The organism is Gracilibacillus marinus, assembly GCF_042651725.1.
Classification (GTDB): Bacteria; Bacillota; Bacilli; order Bacillales; family Amphibacillaceae; genus Gracilibacillus; species Gracilibacillus marinus.
Window position 1 is genome coordinate 178,438 of sequence record NZ_JBHSDV010000004.1, and the last position, 14,154, is coordinate 192,591.

Annotated in this window: 11 protein-coding genes; 9 read left to right on the plus strand and 2 right to left on the minus strand. The window is 33.3% G+C overall.

The window, feature by feature from the left end; genetic code table 11:
• Positions 1 to 57: 57 nt before the first annotated feature.
• The 3 genes from ACFOZ1_RS13280 (at position 58) to ACFOZ1_RS13290 (ending at position 3,031) form a co-directional block, all read left to right on the plus strand.
• Positions 58 to 1,026, plus strand: a complete 969-nt coding sequence (locus ACFOZ1_RS13280; protein ID WP_390200036.1) for an ABC transporter permease — start codon at positions 58 to 60, stop codon at positions 1,024 to 1,026.
• Positions 1,027 to 1,083: 57 nt separating this feature from the next.
• Positions 1,084 to 1,953: a carbohydrate ABC transporter permease gene (locus ACFOZ1_RS13285; protein WP_390200125.1), complete on the plus strand. Its 870-nt coding sequence runs from the start codon at positions 1,084 to 1,086 to the stop codon at positions 1,951 to 1,953.
• A gap of 88 nt (positions 1,954 to 2,041) precedes the next feature.
• Positions 2,042 to 3,031: an endo-1,4-beta-xylanase gene (locus tag ACFOZ1_RS13290; protein ID WP_390200037.1), complete on the plus strand. Its 990-nt coding sequence runs from the start codon at positions 2,042 to 2,044 to the stop codon at positions 3,029 to 3,031.
• Positions 3,032 to 3,476: 445 nt separating this feature from the next.
• Here ACFOZ1_RS13290 and ACFOZ1_RS13295 read toward each other — a convergent pair whose 3' ends face one another.
• The gene (locus ACFOZ1_RS13295; RefSeq protein WP_390200039.1) at positions 3,477 to 4,622 is read right to left on the minus strand and encodes a glycosyl hydrolase family 8; all 1,146 of its coding nucleotides are present in this window, start codon (positions 4,620 to 4,622) and stop codon (positions 3,477 to 3,479) included.
• A 100-nt stretch (positions 4,623 to 4,722) separates the two neighbouring features.
• Entirely contained in the window at positions 4,723 to 5,481 is a 759-nt protein-coding gene (locus ACFOZ1_RS13300) for a helix-turn-helix domain-containing protein (RefSeq protein WP_390200041.1), read from the minus strand.
• A gap of 270 nt (positions 5,482 to 5,751) precedes the next feature.
• On the opposite strand from ACFOZ1_RS13300, the gene ACFOZ1_RS13305 reads away from it, so the two are divergent.
• The 6 genes from ACFOZ1_RS13305 (at position 5,752) to ACFOZ1_RS13330 (ending at position 14,149) form a co-directional block, all read left to right on the plus strand.
• Entirely contained in the window at positions 5,752 to 7,152 is a 1,401-nt protein-coding gene (locus ACFOZ1_RS13305) for an ABC transporter substrate-binding protein (protein WP_390200043.1), read from the plus strand.
• A 233-nt stretch (positions 7,153 to 7,385) separates the two neighbouring features.
• Positions 7,386 to 10,199, plus strand: coding sequence for an extracellular solute-binding protein (locus ACFOZ1_RS13310; RefSeq protein WP_390200127.1), 2,814 nt, complete (start codon positions 7,386 to 7,388; stop codon positions 10,197 to 10,199).
• A gap of 18 nt (positions 10,200 to 10,217) precedes the next feature.
• On the plus strand, positions 10,218 to 11,174 hold the full coding sequence (locus tag ACFOZ1_RS13315) for a carbohydrate ABC transporter permease (RefSeq protein WP_390200045.1): 957 nt from the start codon (positions 10,218 to 10,220) through the stop codon (positions 11,172 to 11,174).
• A gap of 1 nt (position 11,175) precedes the next feature.
• On the plus strand, positions 11,176 to 12,051 hold the full coding sequence (locus ACFOZ1_RS13320) for a carbohydrate ABC transporter permease (protein ID WP_390200046.1): 876 nt from the start codon (positions 11,176 to 11,178) through the stop codon (positions 12,049 to 12,051).
• A gap of 36 nt (positions 12,052 to 12,087) precedes the next feature.
• Positions 12,088 to 13,530, plus strand: a complete 1,443-nt coding sequence (locus ACFOZ1_RS13325) for a hypothetical protein (protein ID WP_390200129.1) — start codon at positions 12,088 to 12,090, stop codon at positions 13,528 to 13,530.
• On the plus strand, positions 13,523 to 14,149 hold the full coding sequence (locus ACFOZ1_RS13330; RefSeq protein WP_390200048.1) for a YIP1 family protein: 627 nt from the start codon (positions 13,523 to 13,525) through the stop codon (positions 14,147 to 14,149). Before ACFOZ1_RS13325 ends, ACFOZ1_RS13330 begins: the two co-directional genes overlap by 8 nt.
• The last annotated feature ends 5 nt before the right edge of the window (positions 14,150 to 14,154 follow it).

Here is a 14,154-nt window from a genome sequence, read left to right on the forward strand (position 1 = left end):
CTTTTTTGTCAAATGGTCCGAAAGTAAAGAGCAATGAGAGCAAAAGGGGGATTATAAATGGCACCTGAATCTAATACTGTATCAAGTACACTAAAAAAAGAGAAGCAAGAAAAAGGTATAAAGGTATTTTTAAAAAAATGTAGAGAACAACATGCATTATTATGGATGACCATTCCGTTCGTAATATGGGTAATCATATTTAAGTATTTACCAGTATGGGGATGGACAATGGCTTTTCAAAATTTCAAACCTGCACTAAGTTTCTCTGAACAAGAATGGGTAGGGTTTGAACATTTCCAATTTTTGTTTACAGATGAACGATTTTTGAATGTATTACGAAATACACTTGCACAAAGTGTGATTAATTTAGTACTTGGATTTATTACTGCTATCGCATTAGCAGTATTAATCAATGAACTCTCTAATATGAAGTTTAAAAGAACCGTACAAACAATTAGTTATTTACCACACTTCTTATCATGGGTAGTTGCAGCAGCACTTGTGTCATCTGTATTATCTATTGATGGAATTGTAAACGATATATTAATGGGATTAGGACTTATTGATGAAGAAATTCTTTGGTTAGGTGTTGGAGAATATTTCTGGGGAATATTAGGGGCATCAGAAGTGTGGAAAAACGTTGGTTGGAATGCCATTATTTACTTAGCTGCTATTTCCATGATTGATCAAGAGCAATATGAAGCTGCAAAAATTGATGGTGCATCAAGAATCCAACGTATCATTCATATTACGATTCCTGGTATGAAATCTGTTATTGTTGTTCTTCTTATTATGAATATTGGTTACATTTTAGAAGCAGGGTTTGAAGCGCAGTACTTATTAGGAAATGGACAAAACGTAGAATACTCTGAGAACATCGATGTATTTGTAATTAAATATGGTATTTCTATGTTTAACTTCTCACTAGCAACGGCTGCTGGGATGTTTAAAACCGTAATTAGTATTGTATTCTTGGTTGTAGCAAATTCATTATCTAAGAGATTAGGACAAGGCGGATTATACTAGGAGGTGCGAACAGTGGCAAAAGCAAAGAAAAGTTTTTTGAGAACAAATGAAGATAAAATGTTTGATATATTTAATATAGTTTTTATGGTGATTTTATGTGTGTTTATGCTCTATCCATTTTTAAATCAAATTGCTATATCTCTAAATGATGCAACAGATTCTGTAAGAGGCGGTATTTATTTATGGCCACGCGAATTCACATGGAATAATTACGAGCATGTATTTGAAAAAGCGTCGATTTGGCAAGCAATTTTTATTTCTGTACTTAGAACAGTAGTTGGTGCAGGTGTTGGATTATTGTGTACGGCAATGGTAGCGTATGCAATTGCACAACCGAAATTCATGTTCAAAAAATCTGTTACAATTATTTTCATTATGACAATGTATTTTAATGGTGGGTTAATTCCAACTTTCCTTTTAATGAGAGATTTAAATTTAATTGGATCATTTTGGGTTTACATCTTACCAACATTAATTAGTGCATTTAATTTAATTATTATGCGTTCATTTATTGAAGGTCTACCTAGTAGTATTTTTGAGTCAGCAAAAATTGATGGTGCGGGTGATTTCAGAATCTTTTTCAAAATTGTTCTACCATTGTCTTTACCAGTTCTAGCAACAGTTGCACTATTCGTAGCTGTATTTCAATGGAATCAATGGTTTGATGTGTTCTTGTATAACTCAAGTAATGCGAACTTAACGACTTTACAATACGAATTAATGAAGATATTACAGAACTCTAGTACAACTGCTAGTGGTGACATGGCATCTGCTTTTGCAAACTCTTCGGATGGAAGCAATAATATTGTGACACCGAAGTCGATTCAAGCAACCATGACAATTGTAGCAAGTGTGCCAATCATCATGGTTTACCCATTCCTCCAAAAATACTTTGTAAAAGGGATGACATTAGGTGCAGTAAAATAATAGAAGTGAGGCTATTTATGGAAAAACATAAATAGCCAACTTTTATATTTGTGTATAATTGAAATGAATGAGAGAGAGGATAGATAGGATGTCGAAAGAAATTCCAAGTTTATACAAACAATTTGAAGATGCATTTAAAATAGGAGCAGCAATTAACAAATATACATTACAAACTTCACAAGAAACAATCAAAAAACATTATAATAGTATCACAGCTGAAAATGAAATGAAATTTGAAAATTTACACCCAAAAGAAGATGTCTATAATTTTGAAATTAGTGATCAAATGATTCAATTTGCTCAAAACAATCAAATTGCTATGAGAGGTCATACATTAGTATGGCATAATCAAACATCTAATTGGTTATTCGAACATAATGGGAGACAGGTAGATAAAGAAACGCTTATTTCACGTATGGAAGAACATATTGCAACAGTTGTAGGTAGATATAAAGGGAAGATATATAGTTGGGATGTAGTAAATGAAGTAATAGCAGACGAGAAAAATACTTTCTATAGAGATTCAAAGTGGTACGAAATACTAGGAGAGACATTTATCGATAAAGCATTTCAATTTGCACACCATGCAGATCCAACTGCAAAGTTATTTTATAATGACTATAATGAGTCAGACCCAATTAAAAGCGAAAAAATTTATCAATTAGTAAAGAGATTAAAAGAAAATGATGTTCCAATCCATGGTGTTGGTATGCAAGCACATTGGAATATCTATGATCCTTCATTAGATAAAATCAAAGCAGCAATTGAAAAATACGCATCATTAGGTATGGAAATCCAATTAACAGAATTAGATGTATCCATGTTTGCTTTTGATGACAAGCGAACAGATTTAGCACATCCGACAGAAGAAATGTTAGCATTACAAGCTACTAGATATGAACATGTCTTTGACCTATTAAGACAATATAAAGAGCACATCACAGCTGTCACATTTTGGGGAGTAGCAGATGATTATACATGGTTAAATAATTTCCCTGTTCGAGAAAGAAAGAACTGGCCATTTCTATTAGACGAAAAACACCAACCAAAGCAAGCCTTTTGGAATGTAGTGAAGTAGAAACAAAAGCAAAAACGCCCGTTAAGAAACGTAGCGACTGGAGTAGATCAACAGAAATAAAGGAATCACGATGAGGAACGAATCGATGATGACTTATTGAAAGTTGATTAGCGAAGTCGCCTAGTTTCTGGGCGTTGTAGCTGGATGAAACAAAAGCAAAAACGCCCGTTAAGAAACGTAGCGACTGGAGTAGATCAACAGAAATAAAGGAATCACGATGAGAAACGAGTCGATGATGACTTATTGAAAGTTGATTAGCGAGCGAATAATGTGATAAGATCAGCGCAAAAGAATTCATTCATTTAATAAATTCAAACGATTCGAATGCTATTTACCGAATCGTTTGAATTTTTGTACGTATAAAAAGAAACGTGATAGAAAAATCTATTGGCTCATTATGAGATTTTAGATATGCTTAATTGTCACTATAGCTTGTTTTGTTTTGTTATCTTTCCGTTGGCTTATAAATTTTAAAGTTTCCACTTAATGCGAGTAAGCTGAAGAGATATAAGCAATTATCGTAATATCTTCTTTCACCGGTTCTAAGAGGTGTATTCCAAAACATATCCACACATTTTTTGCTGTTTTCTCCATGTGTAGAAAGTGATGCCATAGCATTAGCAGCAATAAGTCCAACAGGATGAAGGGATTTTTCTTCAAACGGTGTCCCATCTATTTTATACCTCCTATAATCATCCGGGTCTTTATCTGAAAAAAATGCTTGTATCTTCTCATTAACAACCGTCGGACAAGCATTATCACGGAACCATTCATAATCAAGTGCGATGTTACATGCCACTCTATAAGAATCACTAAAGAAATGTCCAAATCCTCTTATATGATTCGGGCTGCCATTATAAAATGCGTACTCGGGAGATAATCCCGTTATAGGGTGTGCCGATTTAGCGATATATTCTCTACTTGCATTTGCAGCATCTTTCCAAAAAGGCCGATCTATTTCATTTGCCCATAATGCAAAAAGTTCATAAAAATGAGGCAAATGATAAGACGGATCTGAAAATTCAACATTGGGAATGAATTTGATTAATTTGTTGTCTCTATTCCACATTGGATAACCATCATTATTTTCACCTTTATGTATACACATATGTAGCAAATCTCTAGCTTGTTCACTGTAGTTAAATGGAACTTGTCCATCACCCCAACGATGCGATGCAAAAAAGAGTGCTAATGCAAAATATTCTTCTCCATCTGGTGCAGGACCATATGCATTTTTTTCTCCATCTGTTCTACACGACCAGGCAAAATAACCAGCATTGTCGCCATATTCCATATACATATATGTTTTTGTCCATTTCCATAATCGATTAAATACATCTTTTTTGTTCATTTGTACTGCCATCATCATTCCATATGACATACCTTCAGTTCTAACATCATTATTTCCAGTGTCGAGCATATAACCCATATCAGGTTCCACGTCAAAATAAATTTTCTTATCTGGTGACTGATTACCAAATAAGTCTTCCCAGGCTTGCTGTACTTTTTCATCTACTTCAGTCTTATTGTAACCGTATTCAATTAAAGCGTTACGAAAATTATTTGTGTAAAATGCACCTAAATGATTCATAAGAGTGTCCCACCTTTACATGTATTGACTTAAGTATATATTGTTATAGTAATTAATCTACCCAGTATAATAAATGATTTACTTTGAAAAATACATAATTTTATTTAGACATTGCAAGTTCCCTATATTTATTTGCATTTACACCAGTATACAATTTGAATTTTTTATAAAACCAATCTAATTCCATATATCCAACTTCATTTGCTACTTCATATACCTTCATATCTGTATTCTCAAGTAAATGTTTTGCTTTTTCCATTCGTTTTTTTAATAGATACTCATTAAAAGTTATTTTTTCATGTTCTTTAAATTTTTGCCCCAAATAAGAGCAATTGTAATTCATTATTGCTGCAATTTCTTTTAAAGTAATGCGTTTGTTTATTGATTCTTCTAAAATACTGTCAACATAATTTTTAACTTCTTGAATAATGTCAGAGGATGATTTATTTATAGATATAAATGTATTTTTGCGAATTGGAATCGTGTCTTGTATCCATTTATTTTTAATTTGTTGAATACTTGTTTTTAATTCATTTGGTTGTAAAGGTTCTGGTAAGTAATCATTAACTTGAAGAGATAATGCTTTTCTATAATTAGAAAAATCATTATTACCACATAACAACAAAATTGGAATAGTACTATTGTTTCGAAGTATTTTGCATATTTCGAAACCTTCCTCTTCATAACTAGATAGATTAATCAAAACAAATGAAATATTCTTTTGTTTTAGTATTCTAACAATATGCTTTCCATTTTCTGTTGTACATTGTACAGATATGTGTAGAGATTTCCAGTTAATCATTTGAAAAATATCCTGTACAGATGAAGAATTAGATCCGACAATGAGTCCATTGCACACGTTAATACCCCCCTTTATATAAATATATTAATGTATGCGTTTTCATTATATGAAATATTTGAACAATTTAAAATGTGCATTTCTTTATATTGCACACAGATATTTATAACTTGATGGAAAAGGATCAACCTAATGGAATTAAGATAACAGAATACATGTATAATCTAGAATTTGGCAGGTGGAATACTAGTATGTCACAGGTTGATGAGTATATTTTGCAATGCTATATTTTGGATGTACTTATTTTATTTGAAAAGGGAGGATACAAAAATGAAGTTTCAAAAAACGGTAATTCTTTGTTTATTTACTTTCTTATTGTTATTTGTTGTTGCTTGTAATGATGATAATGTAAGCGATAACAAAGAGGAACCAGAAGAAAATGTGGTAGCAGATAATACGGATTCAGAAACAGAAGGAACAGACAATGCAGAAGAAGGCAATGAAGAAGATAGTGGTGCAGATTACTATCAAACACCTGAGATGGATTTTGATCTTGGTGGAAAAACAATAAAAGTTGTTGCATGGTGGAACATGGAGATAGCAGAAGACAACCCAGACAATATTCAGAAAGCGGAAAATTTAAAAGCACTTATGGAAAAACATAATTTTAATATAGAATACGTAGAAATTGATTACGGTGAATATCAAGAGAAGGTAACTGCCTCATTAATTGCAGGAGAGCCAATCGGAGATATCGTACGTCTGGGAAAAACATACACTGTCCCAGCATTAGTTAAACAAGATCTTTTATGGCCAATAGATGAATATACGAAGAATACAAATGTATTCAATCAGACGATGACAAATGATTTGTACACATATGAAGGACGCGGTTACGGATTCACGGAGGATAAAAAGAATCTAGCTCAAGGAATTTTTTATAACCGTACATTAATGAATCAATTAGGTATGAAACCATTACAAGAATATGTAGATGAAGATAACTGGAATTGGGATACATTTATTGAAGTAGCAAAAGAAGCAAATAAAGATACAAATAATGATGGGAAATTAGATACATGGGGATTAGCAAACTCCTCACTTATGTTATATGCACTATTATCGAATAATACAGACCTAGTGAAAGGAGATCAACAAAATCTAGATGATCCAAAAACATTAGAAGCATTAGAATTCGAGTCCCGTATTGTTACAGAGCAAATTCCACGCCCGACAGAAGGCGGCGATTGGACAGAACCTGGACAGTTCTTCCGACAAGGAAATACGTTAATGTATGCAGGTGCAGATCATGAAATTGGTGGTTTTAGAACAGATATGCCTGATTATGATATTGGGTTTATACCTTTCCCTAAAGGACCTAGTGTTTCAGAATACTACTCAGCAGAGGCGTTATTACAAGCATTAACCATTCCAAAAACAGTAGAGAATCCAGAACAACTTATGTATATTTGGGAAAAAATAAATGATATTGAATCTATCTATGATTATCCAGGCCAAGCAGGTTATGAAACAAACTATACAAACGAAGAAGATATTAACAATCTACAAATGGTTTCAGAGAATCTATTAGTTCTCGATTACAATACGTATCCAAATTTAGGATATTATGATTTTGTAGGCGAAATTGCTAGTGGAACATCTGTTTCAACAGTTGTAGAAAAATACAAGCCACTATTCCAATCGGCAATTGATGAAGTATGGGGAAATTAAATGGATAACAAATAATTAAATGTAAATAAGGTACTTGTATATTGTCAAGTACCTTATATGCAATTATATGAATCATTTAGTATAGAAAAGATGAGGATTTTTCTTGATAGAAGAACTGGACTCTTGCTAAAGGGGAGAGAAGATTGGAAATATTAAAAAGTAAAAAGATAAAGATACTCGTGGTCATCGTGGTGATATTAGCTTTTATTTGGGTGCTTTCTCTTTCCGATTCTATGAAACAAAATCAAATAAAAGCAATGGACGATTTTGAAGCAATTACTAATGATGAAGAGAAAAATAATTATGATTCTTATTTAGAAAGATACTCTACAGAAGCACATCCGGAAGAGAGTATTCGGATTGAAGGAGAAGACTTTCTTGAAGTAGAAGGAGAAGGTTTTTCCGTTGTAGATAATATAGAAGGTTTAGATGGGAAGGCTGTAGTTACACCAGAAGAAGGAACAATAAAATGGGAAACGCAAATTGAAACTGAGGGATTATACAATATAAGAATTCATTATTATCCAATGGAAGGAAAAAGTTCAGCAATTGAAAGGTCATTTGCTATCAATGATTACACTCCATTTGATGGTGCTGATTTGTTAATATTTCACCGCATCTGGGATAACAGATACGATGAGGTAAAAAAGGATGATAGAGGAAATGAGTTACGTGCAAGGCAGATAGAAAATCCAAGGTGGATAGTAAAATCATTCATGGACAGTAATGGATATTATGAAGAACCATATGCCTTTTATTTGGATAAAGGTGTACAAGAGTTATCATTAACTTCTTTAAGGGAGCCAATGGCAATAGATTATATTGAATTATACCAAGATATTCCTTCAAAGTCATATGAAGAAGTAAAGAAAGAATATGAGGCTAATAATATTAAAGAAGCAAAGAATCAATATATTGTGTTACAAGGAGAGGATGCAACGAGTAAATCCTCACCAACATTATATCCATTATCAGATCGTTCTAGTCCAACAGTAGAACCATATCATGTCTCAAAAATACGCATGAATACTATTGGTGGTCTTAATTGGAAGTTACCAGGGCAATGGATTGAATGGGAATTTGAAGTGGAAGAAGAAGGCCTGTATCAAATAGGATTGAAAAGAAAGCAAGATCAACTTCAAGGAGTCTATGCAACTAGAAGTTTATCGATTGATGGAGAATCACCATTTAGCGAAATGCAAAGAATTCAGTTTAATCATAACATGAATTGGCAGATGGATATTCTTGGTGAGGAAGAACCATATTTATTTCATTTAACAGAAGGTAGTCACACAATCAGAATGATGGTATCACTTGGAGATATTGCGCCATTGTTACGAACAATTGAGTCAAGTGTTCTAGAGCTAAATGAAATGTACAGGAAGATATTAATGATTACTTCAAATACACCTGATCCATATCGTGATTATCAATTAGATACAAGAATACCAGATATGTTAGATGTATTTACAGAACAAGCAAAAACAATCAAAAGCGTTGCGGATTATTTAGAAGCATCAACAGGAGAAAAAAGTGACAAAGTAGCTGTACTGCATTCATTAGTAAGACAATTAAATGAAATGGTTGAAAATCCAGATACAATTGCGAGGAGATTAGATAATTTTAAAATAAATGTCGGTGGTTTGGGAACATGGATGTTAACAGTGAGAGAGCAACCACTCACATTAGATTATTTAGTTGTGGCATCTCCCGACAAAGAAATAGAAGATGTGGATGCTTCTATCTTAAAAACTGTTTCACATGAGACAGGAGCCCTCGTTGCTTCTTATACAGAAGATTATGACAGCATTGGTAACATTGGTAAGAATGATCGTGCAATTACTGTATGGATCACAACAGGACGTGACCAAGCACAAGTATTAAAAGCATTAATTGATGATACGTTTACTCCTGAATCTAATATTTCGGTAAACCTTAGATTAGTACCACCAACTATTTTATTACCAGCGACATTAGCAGGAGAAGGTCCAGATGTAGCAATGCAAATTGGTGAAGATATCCCAGTTAACTATGCCATGCGAAATGCTGCTGCTGATTTAACACAATTTGCTGATTTTGCTGAAATTTCCGAACGATTTAGAGATAGTGCTCTACTCCCATACGAGTTTAATGGCGGAACATTTGCTTTACCTGAACAACAAGTATTTCCAATGCTTTTTTATCGAAAAGATATTTTAGAAGAATTAAATTTAACACCACCAAAGACATGGGAAGAAGTCTATAATATGATTTCCGTCTTACAAAAACATAATTTAGAATTCTTTTTACCAATTGATGATCCACAAGCACAACAACAAACGAATATGGTACCAAATGCAGCATTCTCGATGTTATTATATCAAAATGGTGGAGAATTCTATCAAACCGATCAAAAAGCAAGTGCACTAGATTCAGAAATTTCGATGGAACAATTTAAAAAGTGGACACAATTTTATACAAATTACAAATTCCCATTAATGGCTGATTTTCCTAACCGATTCCGTGTTGGAGAGATGCCTATAGGGATTGCAGATTATACAACATATAACATGTTAACAGTGTTAGCTCCAGAGATTAAAGGATTATGGGATTTTACTGTCGTTCCTGGAACAATGAAAGAAGATGGAAGTATTAATCACGAAGTAGCAAGTCATACGACAGCAGTTATGATGCTTGAGAATGCAGCTGATAAAGACGCTTCTTGGGAATTTATGAAATGGTGGACTAAGAAAGAGACCCAAATTGCCTTTGGGCGTGAGATGGAAGGATTAATGGGTGAAGCAGCAAGATATCCAACGGCAAACATTGAAGCACTGGAAGAATTACCTTGGCCTGTAGACGATTACAATAATTTGGAAAGTCAATGGGGATGGGTACGTGGTATCCCTCAAGTTCCAGGTGGATATTTTACTGGAAGACACTTGGATAATGCGTTCAGAAAAGTAGTGAATGCAAATGAAAATCCACGAGAAGCATTGTCTGATTATATTTTGTATATCAATGATGAAATACAAGTAAAACGGGAAGAATTTAATTTGCCTAATTAGGATAGGAGGTGGAGGCAAATGGAATCAAAACCAATCGAACATTCAATAGAGGATACCGACTATCCCAAAAAAGAATCTAAATCTGCAACTTTTTTCAAAGAATTAAGTAAAAGTAAGCATTACTATGTATTAATGGCACCATATATGATTATTTTTCTTTTATTTACAGTGATCCCTGTAGTGATATCATTCGGACTTAGCTTTAGTTATTTTAATATGTTGGAATTTCCTCGTTTTATAGGTTGGTCCAACTACTCTCGACTTTTTCTAAGTGATGATATTTTTAGTATAGCATTAAAGAATACATTTATGTTTGCCATTATTACTGGTCCAATAAGTTACATTGCCTGTTTTATATTTGCGTGGATTATAAACGAATTGTCACCAAAAGTTCGTGCATTTATGACATTAATATTTTACGCACCATCTATTTCAGGAAATGTTTTCTTCATTTGGCTAATTATCTTCTCTGGTGATAGTTATGGCTATTTAAATGGAATCCTAATGGAAATAGGACTCATATTAGAACCAATTCAATGGTTAAAAGATGAACAATACATCCTACTTGTCGTAATTATTGTTCAATTATGGTTGAGTTTAGGTGCAGGATTTTTAGCATTTATCGCTGGTCTACAAACAATTGATAAATCATTAATTGAAGCAGGTGCTATTGATGGTATAAAAAATAGATGGCAAGAGTTATGGTTTATTACACTTCCGTCGATGAGACCAATGTTAATGTTTGGAGCAGTAATGCAGATTACTCAATCCTTTGCAGTAGCAGAAATATCGATTGCGTTAGCAGGCTTCCCAAGTGTGAATTATGCGGCACATACTGTTGTAACGCACTTGATGGATTATGGTACGATTCGATTTGAAATGGGATATGCTTCTGCTATCGCGACAGTATTATTTATAATTATGGTAGGAACAAATATGGTTGTACAAAAGTTACTAAGAAAGGTAGGTGCATGACATGGCATCTAGTGCATTAAAACTATTTAAAGTAAACAAGAAATTGAATCGATCATTTACTGTTACCTTTTTAATGTTTGTATTTTTAGCATTATTCGGTGCATTCATGGCCCTACCATTAGTATACGCAGTGAATAATGCATTCAAACCGTTAGATGAATTGTTCATCTTTCCGCCTAGATTTTTTGTACGTAATCCAACATTCGATAATTTCTTTGATCTTGTTGCTTTAATGGGGAACTCTTGGGTACCTCTATCAAGATATATTACAAATACATTATTAATCACCATTATTGGCACAGTGGGACATATATTGCTGGCATCAGCTGCAGCATATCCACTTGCTAAATATCGCTTTTTTGGTTCAAAAATGATTTTTTCTGTTGTTGTATTGTCATTGATGTTCTCTCCACATGTAACTGCAATACCGAATTATATGGTGATGTCATGGTTAGGATGGATAAATACACATGCTTCGATTATTGTACCGTCGTTAGCCTTCCCATTAGGTCTATTCTTAATGAAGCAGTTTATGGAGCAGATTCCTAATGCGCTACTTGAAGCAGCAAAAATTGATGGGGCTAATGAATATCGTATTTTTTGGAGTGTTGTTATGCCAAATGTAAAGCCAGCATGGTTAACCTTGATGATTTTACAATTTCCAATGTTATGGGGAACGGATGGTGGTAATTTTATTTATAGCGAGAACTTGAAAACACTCCATTATGCATTAGGACAGATTATACAGGGGGGAATTGCTCGTGCGGGAGTAGGTGCAGCAGTAGCACTATTTTTAATGGTTGTACCAATTACTTTATTTATTATATCGCAGAGTAGTGTCATGCAAACAATGGCAAATTCAGGAATTAAAGATTAGAAGGGAGTGACAAACGTAGTGAATGGATTAAAGCTGATGAAAAAACTACTTATTGGATCAATCTTACTAACTTTAATAATTAATTTTAGTCCAATTCAAGTAGAGGCATCTGTTAAAGCACCTTCTTATAATTATTCCTATTGGGGTAACTCTGTTGCAGCACCAGATGCATTTAGTGAAGATATGCTAATGACAGGTGATCAATGGAATATTGGTGGACTTGTCGAACCAAATGACCTATTTGTTACATCAGATGAAACTATATATATATTAGATTCCGGTAATAATCGGATTGTTATAATCAATCAAGACTTTCAGTTAGTTGATACAATCGACACATTTGAAAATGATGAAACAACAGGTACTTTTGCCAATCCGCAAGGGATCTTTGTCACAGAAGAGAAACATATTTATATTGCAGATACAGGAAATAACAGGGTCGTACATCTTGATGAAGACTATCGATTAGTAGATTATATCGAAAAACCTTCATCTGAATTATTAAAGGAAGATTTTGTATTTCAACCTGTGAAAGTTGTTGTAGATAATGCAGATAGAGTGTATGTAATGGCTGCAGGTGTATTTGATGGTTTTATGGAATTTAATGTGAATGGAGAGTTTAATACATTTATCGGAGCAAACCGTGTGCAAGTTGATCCAATTGATCTCTTATGGAAACGCTTATCTACTAAAGCACAACGAAGTAGAATGGTTATGTTCATTCCAACAGAGTTCACTAGTTTTGATATTAATAATGAAGGTTTTATTTATGCGACAAATGCAGATGGTGGCAATGATGTAATAAAAAAATTAAATGCTAGAGGAACAGATATCTTAAGGAGGGAAGGCTATTATAGTCCAATTGGTGACATTAGATATCCACTAGATGTTGGTCCATCAAGGTTAATTGATATTGATATTACTGATAGTGAAGTTTACTCCGTATTGGATGCAAAACAAGGGCGTATTTTCACTTACAATGGTGATGGTCATTTAATGTTTGTATTTGGAGGACTTGGTAATCAAAAAGGCTTGTTTCATACACCTGTTGCTATAGAAAGAATTGACGATCGTTTTATCGTATTAGATAAAGCACTAGGAGAAATTACTGTATTTAATGAAACAGAGTATGGGCAGACAATTATTGAAGCAAACAGAAGCTATTATCAAGGTAAAGAAGATCAAGCATTCGAACTTTATCAAAAAGCAATCGAAATGAATGCAAATTTAGAATTTGCCTACACAGGTATAGGTAAAGCTTTATTGAGGCAAGGAGACTATAAAGGTGCAATGGAAAACTTTAAACAAAGTTTAGATCAAAAGAATTATTCAAAAGCGTTTTTGTTGTATCGTAAAGAACAATTAAAAGACTATTTCCCAACATTAATGACACTACTTTTAGTTTCTGCAATTGGGATTACTGGATTTAGAATGATTAGGAAGTCAAGAAAGAAAAGGGAGGGTGTTGCAATTGAATAGGGAGACAGTTAAATATCCTTTTTATCTCATCGTACACCCATTCAATGGTTTTTGGGATTTGAAATATGAGATGAATAAGAGAATAAATCTTATTATTTCTTTCTTCATTTTGTTAATGATGATTGTGACAAATATCTTAAGTACTCAGTATAGCGGATTCTTAGTAAATATCTATAATCCTAATGAAATGAACAGCTTTTTAGAAATTCTTTATGTGATTGTGCCAGTTATGTTCTTTTGCATTGCTAATTGGTCACTTACGACACTTATGGATGGAGAAGGGAAATTTGAAGATATTTTTACATCAACGTGTTTCTCATTAACACCATTAGTTATCATTCAATTCCCATGGATTTGGATCAGTAATTTAGTTTCAATGGAAGAAACAGCTTTTTATTATTTTTCAACTAGCTTTGCCTTAATTTGGTTTATCTTTCTACTTTTTATAGGAAATATGACGGTACACCAATTTACTCCGATGAAATCAATCGGGACATTGTTGTTAACATTAGTAGCCATGGGCTTTATGGCATTTCTATGTTTATTATTTTTTAGTTTAATTCAACAGATTATTTCATTTTTCTATGTGATTTATCAAGAAATTGTCATTAGGTATTGAGAAAG